10 protein-coding genes are annotated in these 20,463 nt (G+C 74.0%); 8 read left to right on the forward strand and 2 right to left on the reverse strand.

What is annotated here, in order from left to right:
* The first annotated feature begins 278 nt into the window (after positions 1–278).
* The 3 genes from ABTY15_RS23530 to ABTY15_RS23540 all read left to right on the forward strand — a co-directional run bounded on the left by ABTY15_RS23530 (position 279) and on the right by ABTY15_RS23540 (position 9,689).
* Complete coding sequence (locus ABTY15_RS23530) at positions 279–8,276, forward strand: DNRLRE domain-containing protein (RefSeq protein WP_350597850.1); 7,998 nt, start codon at positions 279–281, stop codon at positions 8,274–8,276.
* Between the two features lie 127 nt (positions 8,277–8,403).
* Positions 8,404–8,874 carry a hypothetical protein gene (locus ABTY15_RS23535; RefSeq protein WP_350597855.1) on the forward strand — a complete coding sequence of 157 codons (471 nt, stop codon included), beginning with the start codon at positions 8,404–8,406 and terminating at the stop codon, positions 8,872–8,874.
* A 131-nt stretch (positions 8,875–9,005) separates the two neighbouring features.
* Positions 9,006–9,689, forward strand: coding sequence for a GOLPH3/VPS74 family protein (locus ABTY15_RS23540; protein ID WP_350597862.1), 684 nt, complete (start codon positions 9,006–9,008; stop codon positions 9,687–9,689).
* A gap of 64 nt (positions 9,690–9,753) precedes the next feature.
* On the opposite strand, the gene bla is transcribed toward ABTY15_RS23540, so the two are convergent.
* Together bla and ABTY15_RS23550 are read right to left on the reverse strand one after the other, a co-directional pair.
* A complete protein-coding gene (gene bla / locus ABTY15_RS23545) occupies positions 9,754–10,635 on the reverse strand; it encodes a class A beta-lactamase (RefSeq protein WP_350597868.1) in 882 nt (293 codons plus the stop codon).
* Positions 10,636–10,691: 56 nt separating this feature from the next.
* Complete coding sequence (locus ABTY15_RS23550) at positions 10,692–11,309, reverse strand: TetR/AcrR family transcriptional regulator C-terminal domain-containing protein (RefSeq protein WP_350597874.1); 618 nt, start codon at positions 11,307–11,309, stop codon at positions 10,692–10,694.
* A 129-nt stretch (positions 11,310–11,438) separates the two neighbouring features.
* On the opposite strand from ABTY15_RS23550, the gene ABTY15_RS23555 reads away from it, so the two are divergent.
* The 5 genes from ABTY15_RS23555 (at position 11,439) to ABTY15_RS23575 (ending at position 20,463) form a co-directional block, all read left to right on the forward strand.
* Positions 11,439–12,935, forward strand: coding sequence for an MFS transporter (locus tag ABTY15_RS23555; RefSeq protein WP_350597882.1), 1,497 nt, complete (start codon positions 11,439–11,441; stop codon positions 12,933–12,935).
* 32 nt (positions 12,936–12,967) lie between these two features.
* Positions 12,968–14,539, forward strand: coding sequence for an FAD-dependent monooxygenase (locus ABTY15_RS23560; protein ID WP_350597886.1), 1,572 nt, complete (start codon positions 12,968–12,970; stop codon positions 14,537–14,539).
* Positions 14,540–14,637: 98 nt separating this feature from the next.
* Positions 14,638–15,648 (forward strand): WD40 repeat domain-containing protein, encoded by a 1,011-nt coding sequence (locus ABTY15_RS23565; protein WP_350597890.1) that lies wholly within the window; start codon positions 14,638–14,640, stop codon positions 15,646–15,648.
* A gap of 222 nt (positions 15,649–15,870) precedes the next feature.
* Positions 15,871–16,821, forward strand: a complete 951-nt coding sequence (locus ABTY15_RS23570; RefSeq protein WP_350597893.1) for a hypothetical protein — start codon at positions 15,871–15,873, stop codon at positions 16,819–16,821.
* 18 nt (positions 16,822–16,839) lie between these two features.
* Positions 16,840–20,463, forward strand: a complete 3,624-nt coding sequence (locus ABTY15_RS23575; RefSeq protein WP_350597897.1) for a hypothetical protein — start codon at positions 16,840–16,842, stop codon at positions 20,461–20,463.

Consider the following 20,463-nt stretch of genomic DNA (forward strand, 5'->3'; position numbering starts at 1 on the left):
TATCGCCGCCGTGATCGCCGGCCGTCAAATCGGTTGCGTGGACCCCCGCCGTTCTTCGGGGGACGGACCGGATGTGAGCGAACAATGTGAGGTTTGCGGTCAACTGACGCACAGTCAACCTTCCCCGGTGATACCGGGGCACAACGGGCATCGTGGCGCGGCAACTTTGCCGATTCGAGATCTGAATTGGCACTTTCGCCTTCCCGGGCTCTGCGATCTTGGATAGGAGGGCAGGTCTTTGCCCTGGCTATACGACTCGCTATACCCGGAGAAATCCCTTGAAACGAAGGATCCACGCCTCGCCCGCGTTCGCGGGCGGGGCCTTCACGACGCGGCGGGTGCGGCGCATAGCCGTACTCGCCGCGCTCGGGCTGCTGGTGGAGGCCGGCGTCGCGCTCGACGCCCTCTCACCGGCGTCCGCCGCCGCGGCGAAGCCGAAAGCCCCGGCCACCGCGCCGGTCAACGAGGCACCGGACACCGCTTCGGCGCTGCTGGCGGCCCGGCTGAACGGGCGTCGGGTCGAGGTGACCGGCGCCCGGACGGCCACCACCACGCTCTGGGCCAACCCCGAGGGCACGCTGACCCAGGACACCGCCACCGGTCCGGTGCGGGTCAAGGTCGGCGACGCCTGGGTGCCCGTCGACACCACCCTGGTCGAGACGGCCGACGGCTCGGTGGCTCCCAAGGTGCATCCCGAGGGCCTGACCTTCGCCGGCGGCGACGCCTCGGTGAAGACCGGCGACAGCATCGCCCCGGCCGCTGCCGCACCGGCCGTCCCGGCCGCACCTGCCGCGCCTCCCGCACCCGAGCACGCCTCCCGCGCCGCCGCGCGCAGTGCCGTCACCCTGGCCGCAGCCGAAGCGCCGCAGCCCGCTGCCGACCAGCCGGCACCCAAGCCCGCCGAACAGAAGCTGGTGAAGGTCGGCACCGGCGAGCAGCAGGTCCAGCTCGGCTGGCTCGGCCGCCTCCCCAAGCCCAAGCTGAACGGCAGCCGGGCGACCTACACCGACGCCCGCCCGGGCGTGGACCTCGTCCTGGAGGCCACCCGGACTGGCTTCGAGCAGTACCTGATCGTCAAGGACCGCTCGGCCGTCTCCCAGGCCGGCACGATCACCCTGCCGATCGACACCAGCGGCCTGGACGTGGCCCGCAAGGACGACGGCTCGATCGAGCTGACCGAGCGCGGCTCCGGCAAGGTGCAGGCGAAGATCCCCGCCCCCGTGATGTGGGACGCGGCGGTCGACCCGAAGTCCCAGGAGCACACCCACCGGGCGCCGGTGGCGATGGAACTGCGCGGTTCCGGTGCCGAGGCCGAGCTGGTCTTCACCCCGGACGCGGGCTTCCTGACCGACCCGGCGACCAGCTACCCGGTGACGATCGACCCGGCGCTCGCCGTCGGGCCGTCCTTCGACACCTTCGTCCAGCAGGGCTACACCACCGACCAGTCCTCCTCGCCGGAGCTCAAGCTCGGCAACAACGGCAGCGGCCAGGTCGCCCGTTCGTTCCTGCACTTCCCGGAGGGGCCGTACCACGGCAAGCACATCCTCTCGGCGAAGCTGAACCTCTACATGTTCCACTCGTGGTCCTGCGAGCCGTGGTCCTGGGAGGTCTGGGACACCGGCCTGGCGTCCACCGGCACCCGCTGGACCAACCAGCCGGGCTGGAACAAGATGTGGGCCACCAGCAACACCACCACCGGCAACGAGGCCGCGGGCTGCGGCAATGCCTGGGTCAACCAGGACGTGACCAGCCTGGTGGCCGCCTGGTCGGACAACGGCTACGCCAACAACGCCCTGGGCCTGCGCGCTTCCACCGAGGGCAACGCGTACTCGTGGAAGAAGTTCGACTCCTCCGAGGGCTCCAACCCGCCCTACCTGTCCGTCACCTACAACACGATCCCGACGGCCCCGCCGGCGGTGGACGTGTTCCCGGCCCGGCAGGGCAACCCGCGCTACACCTCCTCGGCCACGCCCACCTTCCAGGTGCTGGCCAGTGACCCCGACGGCGGCGGCCGGGTCGGCGCCGACTTCGACCTGTACCGCGCCGGCGTCTTCGTCAAGCGCGTCTACAAGGAGGTCCCGAACGGCAGTTACGCCCAGGTGAAGCCGGCCGACTTCGGCCTCGCCAAGCTCGACGAGGGCGTCACCTACTCGATGGGCGCCCGCCTCTGGGACGGCACCGACAACTCGCCGTGGGCCCCGCAGGACGTGGTCGTCGTCGCCGACACCACCAGGCCCGGCGCGCCCTTCGTCACCTCGCCCGACTACCCGTCGGACGAGGCCTGGCACGGCACCGCCGGCCAGGCGGGCCGCTTCACCCTGACCCCGCCGACCGGCACCGACGACGTGGTCGGCTACGTCTACACCCTGGACGGCAAGTCGCCGGCGACGGTGGACGCGACCGGTGCGACCACCGCCTCGATCACCCCGCCCACCGACGGCACGCACGTCCTGAAGGTGCAGACCAAGGACCGGGCGGACAACCTCTCCGACCCGGCCGTCTACACCTTCCGGGTCGGCAAGGCCGGCGTGGTCTCCCCGGTGGACGGCTCGCAGGCCGCCAAGCGGGTCAAGCTGGCGGTCGACGCCCAGACCCAGTTCACCCGGATCACCTGGCAGTACCGCCGTGGCCCGGGCGCCACCGAGTACGACATCCCGGCCGCCCACCTCACCAAGGCCGACAACACCCCGGTGAACGGCACCAGGCCGCGCCTGGCCGAGCTCGGCGACCACGCCAACTGGTCGGTGCTGGAGTCGCTGGGCCAGGTCGGCGGTGTGGTGCAGGTCCGCGCCGTGCTCTTCACGGACAAGGACACCGACGCGCCGTACCCGACCGCCTGGTCGACCTTCACCGCCGACCCGAACGCCGACGGCGCCGCGACCAAGGACGTCGGCCCGGGCTCGGTGAACCTGCTCACCGGCGACTACGCGGTGCACGTCACCGACGCCGACGAGTTCGGCATGGCCACCAAGCGCTCCTCCTCCTCGCGCGGCACCGACCGCGGCTGGCAGGAGCAGGGCGAGCGGCTGACCGCGAACCAGCAGCAGGTGTCCACCGACACCACCGGCTTCCTGGCCACCCCCGGCACCGCGCTGCGCGCCACCGACCGGGGCCAGGGCTCGTCCACCGACTCGCTGAAGGTGCTGCCGGACGCCAACAAGACCGGTGACACCTACGCCCTGCTGGGCGGCTCCGGGGGTCTCCAGCTGGGCATGAAGCCCGGGCACACCTACCGGGTCAAGGCCTGGGTCTACGTGCCGTCCTCGACCGGGCTGACCGCCGGGTACGACGACCGCGGCATGCGGATCGTGGTCGTGCACGGCAAGGCCGACGCGCTGACCACCACGGTGTCCCGCAAGGCGCCGTACACCGACGCCTGGGCCGAGCTGACCACCGACGTCACGCTCGCCGCGGACGCCACCGAGGCGCAGATCCGGCTCTACAACGGGCACTCGGACAACGCCGACAAGCCGGTCTACTTCGACAACATGTCGGTGCGCGAGCTGGTCGCGCCGTTCGGCCCGCAGTGGGCCGGCGGGGCGCTCGGCGAGTCGGCCGACTACGTCTCGCTCTCCTTCCCGAGCGTGGACGCCGCCGTCCTCAAGGGCGTCGACGACACCGCGCTCACCTTCGCCCGGGCCCAGGACGGCTCGCTGTTCCCCGAGCCGGGCTCGGAGCACCTGGCGCTGAAGGCGACCGGCGACACCTACACGCTGACCGAACTCGACGGCTCCACCACGGTGTTCGCCCGGCAGAGCGGTTCGGACGTGTACACCGTGCAGTCCGCCACCGGGCCCGACGCGGCCTCCACCACCCGCTACGTCTACGACTCCACCGACCGGCGCTCGCAGGTCAAGCGGGTGATCGCCCCGGTGGAGCCGGGCGTGGACGACGCCAACGGCTGCACCGTGGACCCGCTGCCGCGCGGCTGCGAGGTCACCGACTACGACTACGCGACCGCCACCACGGCCGTCGCCGGCACCCCCGGCGACTTCACCGACCGGGTGCGGGCCGTCAAGGCCTGGTCGTGGAACCCGGTGACCGCCAAGCAGGAGGCCGTCGAGATCGCGCACTACGCGTACGACGAGCGCGGCCGCCTCGCCCAGGTGTGGGACCCGCGCCTGGCCACCCCGCTGAAGACCACGTACGCCTACGACGACGCGGGCCGGGTCACCCGGATCGCGCCGGCCGGCGAGCTGCCGTGGAACTTCGACTACGGCAGGGCCGCGGCCGACCAGGACCCGGGCCGGCTGCTGAAGGTCCGCCGGGCCTCGCTGGCACCGGGCAGCAAGGACCAGGTCGACGGCGAGATCGCCACCAAGGTGGTCTACGACGTGCCGCTGACCCGCGGCGCGGGCGGCCCGTACGCGATGTCCGGTCCGGACGTCGCCGCCTGGGCGCAGACCGACGCACCGACCGACGCCACCGCGCTGTTCGGCCCCGAGGACGACCCGGGCACCGCCACCGCGAGCGCGGCGACGCCGGGCCCCGACGGCTACCGGGCCGCCACGGTGCACTACCTCAACGCCTCCGGCAGCGAGGTCAACACCGCGACCCCGTCCGTCACCCCCGGCGGTGACATCGACACCACCGAGTACGACCGCTACGGCCACGCCGTCCGCTCCCTGGACGCCACCGACCGGTCGATCGCCCTCGGCACCCACCCGGACGCCGAGCGCTTCGTGGCGGAGCTGGGCCTGCCGGCCGACTCCGCGTCCCGGGCCCGGCTGCTGGACCACCGGACCGTCTACACGTCGGACGGCCTGGACGTCGCGGAGACGCTCGGCCCGGTCTACCGCGCCTCGCTCGCCGAGGCCGTCGCCGGGCAGACCACGCCGGCCGTGTTCACCGCCGAGGGCGAGAGCCTCGTCCAGCTCGGCGCGACCGACCCGCTGCGGGTGCAGACGCTCGCCCAGTGCTGCGCCGGCGCCGGCTGGTCGGGCGGTAGCCACGTCTTCCTCGCCGCCGACCAGGTCGGGGACAACGCGTCCTTCCGGGTCTCCGTGCCGGAGGAGGGCGAGTACCAGCTGACCGCGCTGCTGACGAAGGCCGCGGACTACGGCGTGGTCCAGCTGTCGATCGACGGCCAGAACGTCGGCGGCACCTTCGACGGGTACAACCCGACCGTCACCACCACCTCCTACACGGCGGGTTCGACGGTCCGGCTCGCCCGCGGCGACCACGAGCTGCGGCTCACCGTCACCGGGAAGAACCCGGCGGCCGTCGCGCCGTACTACCAGGCGGGTCTGGACCGGGTCACCCTGACCAAGACCACGCTCAACCCGGCCCTCGCCGCCGGCACCCCGGTGCTCGCGCGCGACCACAACACCCACGTCTACGACGAGGGGAAGCCGGACGGCAAGGCGTACCACCTGGTCACCACCTCCACCGACGGCGCCCGGATCGACGGCTACGCCGACGACGTGGAGCTGCGGGTCAGCAAGAACGGCTACGACGCGCCGATCGGCGGGGTCTCCGGCTGGCAGCTGCGGGTGGCCACCTCGGTCACCACCGACGCGCTCGGCGCCAAGCTGACGGCGTACGTCAAGTACGACGCGGCCGGCCGCGCGGTGGAGTCCCGCAAGCCCGACGGCACCGGCGCCGACGCGAGCACCGTGAAGTCGGTGTTCTACACGGCCGGCGCCAACCCGGACGACCCCGGCTGCGGCAACCGGCCCGAGTGGGCCGGCAGCCCCTGTGTCACGCTGCCCGGCGGCCCGGTGACGGGCGCGGACGGCACCCGGATGCCGACCACCCTGCCGGTCAAGCGGATCACCCGCTACTCGCCGTTCGGCGAGCCGGAGGAGACGACCGAGACCAACGCCGGCAAGACCCGCAGGACCGTCACCACCTACGACGGGGCCGACCGGGTCACCTCCACCGAGATCACCTCGGACGAGGGCCAGCCGCTGCCCAAGGTCACCACCGAGTACGACCCGGCGACGGGTGACGCGGTGAGGACCACCACCGACGGCAAGTCGCTGACCCGCGTGATGGACCAGCTGGGTCGGCTGATCTCCTACACGGACGCCGACGGCGGCACCACCACCACCGAGTTCGACAGGTTCGGCAAGCCGGTCAAGGTCACCGACCCGACCGGGTCCACCAGTTACACCTACGACCGCGCGAAGGAGCCGCGCGGGCTGGTCACCTCGGTCAACGACAGCGTGGCCGGCGAGTTCACCGCCGCGTACGGGCCGGACGGCCAGCTCGTCGAGCAGACCTACCCCGGCGGCATCGTCCGCAAGGACACCTACAACGCCGTGGGCGAGGCCACCGGCCGCACCTACACCCGCACCTCCGACAACAAGGTCGTCTGGGCGCAGACCAGCGACGTCTCCACCCAGGGCCAGGTGGCCCGCAACACCAGCTCCACCGCCACCCGCACCTACCAGTACGACCGCCTCGGCCGACTGGTGAAGGCCCAGCAGTCCAGCACCACCAGCGGCTGCGTCACCCGGCAGTACGCCTTCGACGCCCACGCCAACCGGCTGTCGAAGACCACCACGCCGGCCGCGGCGGACGGTTCGTGCGGCACCACCGGCGCGGTCGCCGAGAACCACACCTACGACAGCGCCGACCGGCTCACCGACGCCGGCTACGTCTACGACGCCTTCGGGCGAACCGTGAAGACCGCCACCGGCGCGACCAACACCTACTGGGCCAACGACAAGGTCGCCGCCCAGGAGAAGGGGGACACCAAGCAGCAGTGGGCGCTGGACGCCGCCCACCGCCTGACCGCCTACACCACCAGCAAGAAGCAGGCCGACGGCAGCTGGGCCAACCTCACGTCGAAGCTGAACCACTACGGCGACGACTCCGACGAGGTCCGCTGGACCGTCGAGGACACCACCCAGGGCACCGTCACCCGCAACATCTCGGGACCGGACACCGAACTGGTCGCCACCACCAGCAGGACCGGTGACGTCCAGCTCCAGCTCACCGACCTGTTCGGCTCGGTGGTCGTCACCACCGACACCGCGCTGACCAAGCCGGTGGTGCTGGACTTCGACGAGTTCGGCATCCCGCAGGACGGCCAGGCCGCCGTGCGGTACGGCTGGCTGGGCGGCAAGGAGCGCTCCGCCGAGGCCCAGGACGGCGTCATCCTGATGGGCGCCCGGCTGTACAGCCCGGCCCTGGGCCGCTTCCTCCAGGTCGACCCGATGCCCGGCGGCAACGCCGGCCCGTACGACTACTGCACCGGCGACCCGGTCAACTGCACGGACCTCGACGGCAACTGGGGCATGCCCAAGTGGCTGAAGAAGACGGTCCACGTGGTGGCCAAGGTCTCCGAGGTCGCCTCGTACATCCCCGGCCCGATCGGTGCGGCGGCCGCGGCCGTCTCCTCGATCTCCTACGCCGCGACGGGCAACTGGCGCAAGGCGGCGGAGATGGGCGTCACCGCGCTGTCCGGACTGGTCGGCGCCAACACCGCGGTGAAGGGCGCCTTCACGGCGGTCCGGGCGGGTCGGGCGGCCTCGCGGGCCGGCCGCTTCGCCTCCCGGGCGCGCTCGGTGTTCCGCAGCTCCGGCTGCAACTCCTTCGCCCCGGACACCCCGGTGCTGATGGCCGACGGCTCGCAGCAGCCGATCGGTCAGATCCAGGTCGGCGACTACGTGATGTCCACGGACCCCGGCACCGGGGAGTCCCGGCCGGAGCCCGTGCTCAACGTCATCGTCGGCTACGGCACCAAGCACCTCGTCGACATCCAGGCCGGCCCGGACGGCACGCAGCCGCTGCGGGCGACCGCCGAGCACCCGCTGTGGGTCACCGGCAAGGGCTGGACGGACGCGGCCAAGGTCGAGGCCGGCGACGCGCTGATCGCCCCGGACGGCACCGTCAGCGACGTGACCAGGGTCAACGACCTCGGCTTCGTCGTCGACCAGCTGGTGTTCAACCTCACCATCGGTGACCAGCACACCTTCTCCGTCCAGGTGGGCGACAGCTGGGCGCTCTCCCACAACAAGTCCGCCGTCTGCCAGATCTCGATGCAGAAGCAGGCCCGGCACGTGCGGGGGACCCCGGAGTACCACCGGGAGGTGAAGAAGCGCGGCGGCCTCTCGACCTTCCACGGCTGGGCCTCCGCCCGCCGCTTCGTCCAGCACGCCTGGAAGCATGGGAAGGTGATCGAGAAGAAGAAGGGCAAGGAGGTTCGGGAGCTGGACTTCGGTTTCTCCGTCGGCACCAACGCCAAGGGGCGGATGCAGACGAAGGTCCGCGTCCACCGGGACGCGAAGGGCAAGCTCCACGGACACCCGTCAGGCCGGGGGTACTGAACCCTCCTGACGACCTTCTGACACCCTGCTGAAATCGGGCCCGGTGCCTCGCGGAGACCTCCCGAGGCGCCGGGCCCGGCCCGTACCGCACCGCACCACCCCGCACCGCACCGAGAGGAGACCCGCGATGACCGCGGCCTTCGAGGAGTTCGCCCGCCGCGCCTACGGCAGCCTGGGCCACCCGACCTACCACCAGATCGTCAAACTGCTCGAACGGGACCCGTACCAGCCGTTCCGGGCGGCGCTCCCGCAGTCCTGGCAGGTCGAGGACATCACCGACGAGAACTGCGACGTCGCCTCGGTCTGGCGGATCGGCTGGGCCGGCGGCGGCGCCGTCCTGCGGCTGTCCGTCGTCGGGCCCTACGCCACGGCCTTCGCCCTGCACCCCGACGGGTACGAGACCGGGCAGTGCCTCTTCCCCGCCGACGAGGCGTCGGGCCCGGAGCCCGGCACCGAGCTGCACCGGCTCGCCGAGCTCACCCGCGCGGCCGGCTTCGCGCTGCTCTCCGGGGCGGATCTCGCCCGCACCATCCCGCTGCAACTCCCCGACGCGGACGGGCCGGTCACCCTCTACCAGGCGTTCTTCTGCTTCGACTGACCTTCGACCGACCGCACCGAGGGAACGCGGCCGCCGGTGCGGGCGTTGCTGGCTGAGGGCACCCGGGTGCGGCCGCCGGTAGGCAGGCAGGCTGCGGGGTGTCCGGTCCGAACAGGGAAAGGAAACAGCACATGCACGTCACCCTCGCCGAGGAGCTGATGCTGCTCTCGCTGGACGACGAGTCCGGTGTGGCGAAGGACGGTTCGAGCGCCGGATGGGCGGTGGCGGGAGGTCTCCTCGCCGAGCTCGCGCTGGCGGGCCGGGTCGCGCTCGACGAAGGCCGGCTCAGCGTCACCGACCGCACCCCGACCGGCGACCCGCTGCTCGACGAGCGCCTGGAGCGGCTCGCCGAGTGGGTCGGGCGCAAGGCCCCCGGCAAGGCGAAGGCGGCGGACTGGCTGACCAAGGACCACCCCACGGCGGTCCGGGCCACCGTGCAGCGGCTGTGCGAGCGCGGCCTGGTCGTCGAGGAGCGTCACCGGGTCCTCGGCCTCTTCCCGGTCCGCCGCTACCCGGAGGCGGACGGCTCGGTCGAGCGTGAACTCCGCGCGCGGCTGGGCGCCGTGATCCGGCACCACGTGGCGCCGGACGTCCGCACCGCGACCCTGATAGCCCTGCTGCACGCCGCCCGGCTGCACGCTCTGGCCTTCCCCGACCTGCCCCGGGCGCGGGTCGAGCTGCGCTTCGCGGAGATCGCCGCGGGCGACTGGGCGGGTGAGTCGGTCGGCCAGGCGATCCGGAACATGCGCGTCGCGGTGGCGGCCATCGCGGCCGTGACCGTCGCCACGGCGGCTGCCACAGCGGCGGCCGGCTGACGGACGACGACCCCGGGCCCGCCTCGGAGCGGGCGGGCCCGGAGGGCTCGGCGGCCGCCGGTGGTCAGGCCAGCGCTGCCGCCAGCAGCGCGGCGGTGGCGGCGATCAGTGGTTCGTCCGCGGGGGCGGCGGGGTCGTGCTTGGTGGACAGGACGGCCAGCACGATCGGTCCCCGGCCGGGAGGCCAGGTGATGCCCACGTCGTTGGTGGTGCCGTAGCCGCCGGTGCCGGTCTTGTCCGCGACGGTCCAGCCCGCGGGGAGTCCGGCACGGAAGCGGTGGCCGCTGGTCGTGTTGGCCAGCAGCCAGCGGGTGAGCCGCTCGCGGTCCGGTGCGTCGAGGGCGTCTCCCAGGGCGAGCCGGGCGTAGGTGCGGCCGAGGGCGCGGGGGGTCGAGGTGTCGCTCACCCGCCCCGGCTCGGCCGAGTTCAGCGCGGGCTCCCACCGGTCCAGCCGGGTCACCCCGTCGCCGACGGAACGGCAGAAGCGGGTGACCGCGTTCGGACCGCCGAGCTCGCGCAGCAGCAGGTTCGCGGCGGTGTTGTCGCTGTGGTCGATGGCGGCCGCGCACAGGTCCTCGACCGTCATGCCGCCCGCGAGGTTCTCCGGCCGGCCCGTGACCGGCGCGTAGCCCGAGGCCGTGACGTCCTCGTCGGTGTAGCTGAGGCGGGTGGCGAGGAACTCGCCGTCCCGGTCGAGATCCCGCAGGACGGCGGCCACGGCGATCGTCTTGAACGTCGAACAGAGCGGGAACCGTTCGTCCGGGCGGTGCAGCACGGTCCGGCCCGTGGCCGGGTCCCGGGCGAAGACCCCCAGCCGGGCGGAGTGCGCCCGTTCGAGAGCACGCAGCTGCTCGACGGTCCCGTACGCCGTGGCGGGGAGCGCGGCGGTCAGCGCCGTCCCGGCGGCCCCGGTGAGAACTCCGCGACGGGTCGGGTGCGATGCCATGGCCGCGTCCCTCGGGTGGGTGACTGATGGGTGGGTGACTGGTCGGTGATCGGCGGTCAGGCGGCGGTGCGGCGGTCTAGGCCGTCGAGCAGCAGCCGCAGGCCGTACTCGAAGCGGTCGTCCGGGGTGCGGTCGGCCCAGTGGCGGATGGCCGTGCCGATGGCCGGGTAGTCGCTGGTCTCGGCGTCGTCCGGCGTCGGGGTGCGGTCGGTGGTGGCGAGTTGGTGCTCGCGGCTCTGTTCCTCGATGACGTGGCCGAGGACGTAGTCCTGGAGGGTGAAGAAGGCCAGCGCGGTCTCCGTCTCCGGCACGCCGGCGGCTGCGAGCGCCTGGACGGCGACCTCGCCGAAGCGGAGGGTGTTGGGCCGGCGGACGTAGGTGCCGGACAGCACGCGGGCGCCGTCCCGGCGGGCGAGCAGGGCGAGCCGCAGCCGTCGGGCGAGTTCGGCGGTCCGCTCGCGCGGCGGCAGTGCGGGGTCGACGTCGGCGACGCCGCTCATGATCTCCTCGGCGATGGCCTCCAGCAGGGCCTGCTTGTCCCGGTAGTGCCAGTACAGGGCGCTGGGGCCGACACCCAGGGACGTGGCCAGGCGGCGCATGGTGAGCCCGTCCAGGCCGTCCTGGTCGAGCAGGCCGAGGGCTCCGGCGAGCACGTCCTCGCGGTGCAGGCGCACGCGGATCTCCTTGCTGGGCGGGCGGGTTGGGCCGACGTCACGGCCCTGATCAGCCGCGTTGACACACCGTTGAGCCTACCCTAACCTGAACACCGTTCTACTAGAACACTGTTCAGGTTTGGAGTCGACATGTCCACACCGTCCTCCGCGCGCAACCCTGCCGCGCCCCCTCCGCCCACCGCGCCCGCGCCCACCGACCCTCCGCCGCCCGGACCGCCGCGCCTGCTGCGGCCCGGCTTGCCCGTCGCGGCGGCGGTCGCGATCGCCTGCACCGCGTCGTTCATGGTCGTCACGGACGGCGCCATCGTGAACGTGGCCCTGCCCGCCATGAGCGCCGACCTCGGACTCGGATCCGCCGCCGCCCGCTGGGTGGTGGACGCCTACCTGCTGGTGCTCGGCGGCTGCACGCTGCTCGCGGCCCGGGCCGGCGACCTCTTCGGCCGCCGGGCCACCCTCCAGGCGGGCCTGCTGCTCTTCACCGCCGCCAGCGCCCTCGGCGGCCTGGCCGGCAGCGGCCCGGCCCTGATCGCCGCCCGCGCCGCCCAGGGATTGGGGGCCTCCGCACTGGCGACCTCGACCCTCGGCGTCGTCCTCGCCGCCACCGCCGACCGGCCGGAGCTGCGCCGGCGCGCCATGTCGGCCTGGGCCGCCTCGAGTTCCTCGGCCGCCGCACTCGGCGTACTGCTCGGCGGCGTCCTCACCGAACACGCGGGCTGGCGCTGGGTGATGTACGTCAACGTGCCCGTCGGCATCGCCCTGCTGACCGCCGTCCAGCTCTGCCTGCAACCCGCCGACCGCTGCGGCTCCGTCGGCCGCCTCGACCTGCCCGGGGCCTTCGTCTCGACCACCGGCGTCGGCCTGCTCCTGTTCGGCATCACCCACGGCGGCGAGAACGGCTGGACGTCCCCCACCACCCTGGCCACCCTCGCCGCGGCAGCCCTGCTGCTCGCCGCCTTCGTCCGGATCGAGGCACGCAGCGCGCACCCGCTGGTCCGCCTGCCGGTCCTCCGGCTGCCCGGCGTACCGACCGGGAACCTCGTCGTCCTGCTGCTCGGTTCGAGCCTGACGGCGTCGCTCTTCCTCGTCTCCCAGCTGATGCAGCAGGTCCTCGGCTACTCCGCCCAGCAGACCGGCCTGGCGATGCTGCCGATGGGCGGGTGCCTGGCCGCGGCCGCGCTGCTCTCCCGGCGCCTGCTGGACGCCGGGGCGCGCCGACTGCCGCTGTACGGGGGCACCGTCGCGGCAGCCGGGCTGCTGTGGCTCGCCACCCGGTCGGCCGACGCCCGCTACCCGGTCGACCTGCTCGGCCCGCTGCTGCTGATCGGATCCGGCCTCGGCCTGATGCTGATGTCCGCCACCACGGCGGCCACCGCCGCCGTCCCGCCCGCGGAGGCCGGCCTCGCCTCGGGCCTGCTCAACACCTCCCGCCAACTGGGCGGCGCCCTCGGCCTCGCCCTGCTCGGCGCCATCGCCCAGTCCGTCACCGGCGCGGCCGCGGGAGCAGCTCTCCTGCCCGGCTCCCACGCGGCGCTGCTCACCGCCGCGGCGCTCAGCCTGCTCGGCGCACTCGCCTCCCTGCTGCTGCCCGGCGCCCGCACCGGCGCCCGCGCCCGCACCCGCTCCTGAACCCGCCTCAGCACCCGACCGGAGAACAGCCCATGCAGACCCGCAAGCACCACCCCGTCCTCGTCGTCGGCGGCGGCATCGTCGGCCTGACCGCCTCCCTCGCCCTCTCCCACCACGGGGTGCCCTCGCTCCTGGTCGAGGCCCACCCCGGCACCCACGACCACCCGCGCGCCCGCAGCCTCAACGCCCGCGCGATGGAGATCTTCCGCGAACTGGGTGTGGCGGACGCCGTCCGGGAAGCCGGCGCCCCACTCGCCCGTGCCGAAGGACTGCACCGCGGCCCCGACCTCGCCACCGCCCTCGCCGACGTCCCGCGCCGACCGAACCCCGGCGACCGGCCCGAGAGCATCTTCGCCCCCGCCGCGATGGCCCGCTGGAGCCCGACCACCGGCCGCCGCGCGACCCTCGACGCCGTCGAACCCGTCCTGCTGGCCGCGGCCCGCCGCCGCCCGGCCGAGATCCGCTTCGGCACGCTGCGCACCGGCCTGCGGCGCGGCGGCGACCACCTCGCCGTCGACCTGACGGACGTGGCCACCGGCGCCACCGAGACCGTCACCGCCGACTACCTGATCGCCGCCGACGGCGCGGGCGGCGCGCTGCGCCACGAGCTCGGAGTCCCCTCCACGTACGGCACCAGCCACGGGCACCAGCTCAACATCCTGTTCCGCGCGGACCTCGAACACCTCGTCCAGGGGCGGGAGTTCAGCGTCGTCCTGATCGCGCGCGACGGTGTGCGAGGCATGCTCACCGCCATCGACGCCCGCACCCGCTGGGCCTTCCACCTGCGCTACGACCCGGCCGTCGAGAGCCCCGCCGACTACCCGCCCGCGCGGTGCGAGCAGATCCTGCGGGACGTCCTCGGGGTGCCCGGCGTCCAGCCCGAGGTGGTCAGCGTGCTGCCCTGGGAGGCCCGCGAGCGCACCCTCGACCGGCTCCGCGTGGGCCGGGTCTTCTTCGCCGGCGACGCGGCCCACCAGATGCCCCCGGCCGGCGCCCGCGGCGCCAGCACCGGCATCGCCGACGTCCACAACCTGGTCTGGAAGCTCGGGGTCGTCCTCGGCGGTCGCGCGGACGAGACCCTGCTGGACACCTACCAGGACGAACGCCACCCCGCCGCCGTCCACGCCGTCGCCGCCTCGGGTGCCAACGCCCGGGCCATGACCCCCGGCAGCCCCTCGCCCGACCCCGACTGGACCACCCCCGCCGCCCACGGCCTCGGCGACCGCTACCGCTCCGCCGCCGTCCTCCCCGACGCGGCGGACCCGGCGGACCCCGTCGCCACCGACCTCAACGGCAGCCCCGGCACCCGCCTCCCGCACGCCTGGACCGACCCCGCCCGGACGCGCTCCACCCTCGACCTGCCCGCCGGGGACTGGATCCTGCTCGGCCCGCCCGCCTGGCGCCGGCCCGCCGGCACCGCCGGGCTGCGCCACGCCGACCCCGGGCCCGAGTTCGCCGCCCTCGCCGGAACCGGCCCCGACGGCGCCGTCCTCGTCCGCCCCGACGGCCACATCGCCTGGCGCGCCACCGGTCCCGCGGATCCGGCCGCAGCCCTCGACGCCGCCCTGCGCCGGCTGCCGTTGCGCACCGGGGTCCGCCCGTAGCCGCGTAGCCTCGCCGGTGCGGCAGGCTGACCGGTCGGGGGAGGCGTAGCGTCGACAGTGGTCGCGGGCGGGTCCCTCCCTCCTGCTGGAGCGCCGCCATGCCAGGTATCGACACCCCGCCGTCCGGCCCACCGCCCGGTCCACCGCCGGGCCCGCCACCCGCCCCGCCCTCCGGCCCGTCGGTGCTCACCGGCCACACCGCGCCGGTGACCTGCCTCGCGGTCTCCGCCGACGGCCTGCGGATCCTGTCCGGTAGCGAGGACCGGACGCTCCGGCTGTGGGACCTCGCGGCCGGCACGGAGATCCGCAGGTGGGCCGCGCACCAGGACGGGGTGCAGTGCGTCGCCCTCTCCCCGGACGGCCGGCTCGCCGTGTCCGGCGGAGTCTGGGGCCCGGCGGTCCTGTGGGACACCGCCACCGGGGCCGAACTCCGCCGCTTCCACGGGCAGGAGCAGGGCTGCCTGTCCGCGACCTTCTCGCCGGAGGGCCGACTGGTCGCCACCGGCTGCGGGGACCACACCGTACGCTGCTGGGACCCGGCGACCGGTCAGGAGCTCCGGCGCTTCCCGGGGCACACCGCCGACGTCACCGGCGTCGCGTTCTCCCCGGACCGTCGGCTGCTGCTGTCCGGTGCCGCCGAGACCGCGTTCGGCGCCGACCAGGTGCGGCTGTGGGACGTGGCGGGCGGCACCGAGCTGCGCCGGTTCGGTGACGGGCTGTTCTTCGTCACCGCCGTCGGATTCGCGGCCCGGGGTGGTCTCGCCGTCGCCACCACCATGGACTGCCGGCTGCGCGTGTGGGACGTGGTCACGGGGGCGGAGACCGGCTCCTTCGAGGTCGGCACGGGCAATCTGCTCTGCCTCGCGGTGTCACCCGACGGCCGGTGGCTGCTGACCGGAAGCGGTACCGACTACTACGACGCGGACCTCGTCGCCATGCTCGGCAGCGACAACCGGGTCCGGCTGGTCGACCCGGTCGACGGCCGGGACCCGGCCCGGTTCGAGGGCCACACCGGGAACGTGAACGCCGTCGCGTTCACCCCGGACGGCCGCCACGCCGTCTCGGGCAGCGCGGACGGCACGATCCGGCTCTGGGAGCTCGGGCCGTGAGCCCGGCGCCGTGAGCCCGGGGTCGTGAGGTGAGCCCGGGGCCGTGCGCCCGGGCACCGGTTGCCCGTGGTCAACCGCCGGTGGAATCGTGGCAGGAGAAGGTCGGATCGGATCCCCGAGATGGCGGAGCGGACACGAGGAGAGCAGCGCACCTCGACCGTGGACAGCCCAGTGGTCCGGGCCCGTCCCGGGCTCGGTGGGCGAGGTGCCGGGGCCCTGTGCGTGCTTCTCGGGCTCCTCCCGGTCACCCCGGTCCTGGCCTGGGCGTACGGACTGACGCCGTTCGCCGTCTGGTTCTGGGCGGTCACCGTGCCGAGCCTGGCGCTGCTGGCCGCCATCGGCGCGGCGACCGCCCGCCGCCCGCGCCCGGGCCGGCTGCACCGCGCGCTCGTGGTCGGGACCGTCGGCGGTCTGCTCGGCACCTTCGGCTACGACCTGTTCCGGGTGCCCTTCGCACTGGCCGGGGTGCGGCTCTTCGCGCCGATCGACACCTACGGCGTGCTCGCCCTGGGCACGGAGTCCTCCAGCCCGCGCACCGGACTGCTCGGCTGGGCGTTCCACTTCGCCACCGGCATCGGCTTCGGGATCGCCTACGCCGTCATCGCCGCCGGCCGGCGCTGGCAGTGGGCCCTGGCCTGGGGACTGATGATCGAGACCCTGGCGGTCGCGTCCCCCGTCGCGGGTGTCTACGCGCTGCGCGGGCCGGGGCTGATCGCCCTCGCCTACGCCGGGCACCTGGCCTACGGGGCGCCGCTCGGCCTACTGGCCGCCGACCCCGAGCGCACCGTCCGCCGGCTGCGCGAGGTCGGGCCGCACACCACCGCCTACGCGCTGCTGGCCGTCCTCCTGGCGCTGGTGCTCTGGCAGCGGCCGTTCAGCACGCCGGCCGCCGTCCGGGCCGGCGAGCGGGTGGCCCCCGGCCCCAGCGCGCTGGTGCTGGACGGGCGGTTCCATCCGCAGTACCTGCGGGTGCCCGCGTACGGCTGCGTGAGCCTGCACAACGGCGACCTGGTGCCGTACACCCTGCCCGCCGCCGTCGGCGCGCCACGGCTGGAGCCCGGGAGCACGACCACGGCCTGCTTCGCCTCCGGGGGCAACGCCGTCCTGCGGGTGCGCACCTCCGCGGAGCCGTACGCGGGCGGGTTCGTCATCGTGGACCGGACGGAGCGCTGAGATGACCGGAGCGCTGAGATGACCACCGCGACCGCCCCGCGCACCGTCCCCACCCCCGGCGAGGTCGCCCGGCGGCTGCCCGGGTGGCTGCGCGAGCACGTCTGGTCCGCGGTGACCGGGGCGGTGGTCGGCGGCCTGATCGGCTACGCCGTGAACGTCTGGCTGATCGCCGTCCGCTACGGCGGCTGGCGGAAGGTGCCGCACGGCGCACCGGCCACCAGTGACGGCAACTTCTTCCAGGGCGCGCTGTTCTGGGGCCTGCTCACCACCGTGCTGTTCGGGGTGTTCGGCTACTGGCACGCCGTCGGCACCACCCGCTTCCTCGCCGACCTGCGCGGGCTGCCGCGTACGCTCGGCGCGTTCGTCCGGGGCGACCGGTCGGCCTCCGTGCACCTGCTGTGGGGCGCGGCGGTCGCGCTGCTGGCCGCCCAGGTCGTCCCGCCCGCGGCCGGGGCGGTGCTCGCCGTCGGGGTGCTCGCGAGCGCGCCGACCGTGCTCGCGAGCATCGTGTCGACGTTCCTGCGCCGGATCTGGTCGGCGCTGGTCAAACAGGTCGCGCCGACCCGCCGCCACCGGATCACCGGGGTCACCGGCATGACGGTGGGCCTGCTCGGCTCCGCGGCCGCGCTGATCGTCGCCGCGTTCGTCACCGACACCGCGGTCAAGTTCGGCCTGGCCGGCGCCCTCGCGCTGGCCGCCGTCCTGGTCGGCCGCGCCGGTGCGCGACCCCCCGCCGCCGCCTGCCTCGCGCTGCTCATCGGCACCGTGCTGCTGCTGCACGGGTTCACCGACGCATTCCCGGCCCACGCCGACGACGGCGGATCGGCCGAATGCCAGGGCCAGGCCTGGCTGAGCTGCGGCGGCAGCGCCACGGTGCTGCGGTACGCCGGGGCCGGGGCGGCCGCGGCCGCGGTGGGCGGGATCCTGGGTTCCTTCCTCGGCAGCCTGGCCGGCTCGCTGGCGGGCGAGCCGGGCAGCGGTCCGGGTTGGGGCGGTCCGGACGAGGACGGTCCGGACGAGGACGGTCCGGACGGGGGCGGCGGTCCGCCCTGGCAGCCGCAGCCGGGCATGCCCCAGAGCGACCGTCGGGCGATCAACAACTGGATCCAGGGGCTGCTGGACGACCCGGCCTTCCAGCGCTGGCGCGCCACCCACCCCGGTTTCACCGACCCGCCCACCGACGCCGAGTTCAACCAGTACCTCAACTGGCGCCACGCCCAGGGGCTGGCGGACCCGCCGCTGACCCTGCCCAGCGGGCAGCCGCCGCTCCCGGTGGACGCCGGACCGCTCCCACCGCTCCCCACGGCGGAGCCGGTACCGCTGCCCGAGCTGCCGCCCGGCCCCGAGCCCGCCGAGCTCTACCAGCCCTACGACGTCCCGCCCGGCGGGGACGCGCAGCTCCTGCCCGACCTGCCCCCGATGCCCGCAACCGCCCCGGCCGTACCTCCCGCACCCGACCCCGCCCAGGCGATCCGGGACCGGCTCGGCCGGCTCGACGGGGCCAACATGTACGACCCGTCGTACTGGCAGCAGCTCCAGGCGCTCCACGAGAGCGTCGACCCCGCCCGGGGCCTGACCGCCGACCAGCTGCAGACCATCGAGGCGCTGGAGCGGAAGGTCCCCGCCGCCGACGCCTCGGTGATCGAGCAGCGCGAGTCGTTCCGCAGCAGCGGCATGGACAGGCTCACCGCCGCCGTGAAGCTCGGCAGCCAGGCCGACCGGGACTACACCGACTACCTCCACCGGCTGGACGGCATCGAGGCCCGCGAGAACTACCTCAGCAACGTCATCGACCAGCTCCCGCCCGGCCGGTTCGAGGCGGCCAACCGGGTGCTCCAGCGGATCGAGACCGGCGCGCCGGGCACCGACACCGAGAGCTCGCTGCGGCAGCTGACCACCGCCGTGTTCAACCAGGCGCAGGGCCAGTCGGAACGGGAGGCGGCCGCGGCCCAGCTGGAGTCGATCGCGGCCGACGAGCACGCGGCCGGCGCCACCCGGGTGCAGCACGTCGCCATCGCCACGGAGATTCTGCTGGCCCCGTTCGCGGTGCCGCTGACCGCCGCCGGGGCGGCCCAGCTCGGGGCGTTCATGGTGGGCCGCAACGCCGTCCAGGGCTTCGGCGTCGGCTACGAGGAGGGCGGGATCGGCAAGGCCCTGCTCGGCGCGGCCAACGCGGTGCTGCCGATCAACACCCTCCAGGCCGCCTACCAGGCCACCATCGGCCAGGTGATCGACCCGAACAGCCCGGCCCCGCAGGCCGGCCGGGGCGCGATCGCGCTCGCCTTCGTCCAGGACCTCGGCAACGCGGTCGGGCTGCACGGGCTCGGTCTGGGCAACATCGGCCCGGCGGCGACCGAGGCGGCGACCGAGAGCTCCGCGCTGAGCAAGCTGAAGGGCCAGGCGCCGCCCGGCCAGTACCCGCCCGGCCCGGTGCCGACGGCCACGGCCGCCACCGACGCCGCCTACCGCGCCGAGCAGGCCGCCGGGCAGAAGGCGGCGGAGGAGTTCCGGCAGATGGCCGAGGACCTGCGCGGCCTGCGGGCGCAGGGGGCCGGTGCGGACCAGATCGCGGCGGCCCAGCAGGCGCTCCAGCAGAAGGCGATCGCGATCAACTCCAGCTACCAGGCCAAGGCCACCCTGAAGACCGCGACCACTGAGGTCCAGGGCGAGTACGCCAACGCCATCAACCCGGTGTTGGCCAAGGCCCAGGAGGACACCGTCGCCGCCCTCAACGCGCAGGGATTCACCAGGGGCGGACGGCCACTGACCACCGGGGACCTGATCGACCTGCGCAACGCCAAGAGCATGGGCACCGTCGGGATGGACCGGGACCTCGCCCTCAACCAGATGGCCTACCGCCAGACCCTCGCGCAGTTGGAGAAGGTCCCGCCCACCTCGCCGCGGGCCGACGACCTGCTGGAGGAGCTCAAACAGTTCAAGGGCACCTCCCAACTGGAGCAAAACGGCGTGCCGGTGAGCGCCCCCAAGGCCAATGACGCCTTCCAGCAGGCGTACAACAAGGCGTACGCCGGCGCCACCGGCGACCAGGACGCGGGCAAGGCGCTCCAGGCCGTCACCCAGAGCAAGCACCCGGAGGCCTACCAGGACCTCCCGGTGCTCAAGAACAACGCCCTCGACTACCCGCCCGACCCCAAGTGGGCCGAGCAGACCGGGTCGGTGACCACCTACAAGTCGTACATGAACATGAAACCGCATGAGCTGAGCCCGGGCAGCGGGCTCCAGGAGACCGCCCGGGGCGTCGCCAAGGACATCTCCACCAAGCTCGAACCGCTCATGTACTACAAGGGCGCCGACCCGGCCGCCTACCAGCGGGTCCTGGACATGAAGGCCTTCCTCGGCGACTGCGGCAAGGGCGTCTACACCCCGACCCAGATGGAGCTGCTCTCCCAGCAGAAGTTCGGCACCTCGATCAACGGCCTGGCCCAGCAGGTCGATTCCAACCTGACGGCCGTCATCAAGCAGACCGGGCCCGCCGCCCCGGCCTTCCACGCCCTGCCCGGCCCCGGCCTCGGCGACGCCGGCGCCCACGTCGCGAAGGCGGTCGGCGCGGCGGCGGCCCCGGCGGCCCGCGGCATCGTGGCCGGCTCCGGACCGGGAACCGCGCCGCCGGAAGGGACCTGA

Origin of the sequence: Kitasatospora sp. NPDC097643 (genome assembly GCF_040302625.1) — a bacterium.
Classification (GTDB): domain Bacteria; phylum Actinomycetota; class Actinomycetes; order Streptomycetales; family Streptomycetaceae; genus Kitasatospora.

What these genes read in the sequence shown, in the direction of transcription:
- ABTY15_RS23535 (WP_350597855.1), top strand. Translation starts at nt 8,404, where the DNA reads ATGACCGCGGCCTTCGAGGAGTTCGCCCGCCGCGCCTACGGCAGCCTG.
- ABTY15_RS23540 (WP_350597862.1), top strand. Translation starts at nt 9,006, where the DNA reads ATGCACGTCACCCTCGCCGAGGAGCTGATGCTGCTCTCGCTGGACGAC.
- bla (WP_350597868.1), bottom strand. Translation starts at nt 10,635, where the DNA reads ATGGCATCGCACCCGACCCGTCGCGGAGTTCTCACCGGGGCCGCCGGG.
- ABTY15_RS23555 (WP_350597882.1), top strand. Translation starts at nt 11,439, where the DNA reads ATGTCCACACCGTCCTCCGCGCGCAACCCTGCCGCGCCCCCTCCGCCC.
- ABTY15_RS23560 (WP_350597886.1), top strand. Translation starts at nt 12,968, where the DNA reads ATGCAGACCCGCAAGCACCACCCCGTCCTCGTCGTCGGCGGCGGCATC.
- ABTY15_RS23565 (WP_350597890.1), top strand. Translation starts at nt 14,638, where the DNA reads ATGCCAGGTATCGACACCCCGCCGTCCGGCCCACCGCCCGGTCCACCG.
- ABTY15_RS23575 (WP_350597897.1), top strand. Translation starts at nt 16,840, where the DNA reads ATGACCACCGCGACCGCCCCGCGCACCGTCCCCACCCCCGGCGAGGTC.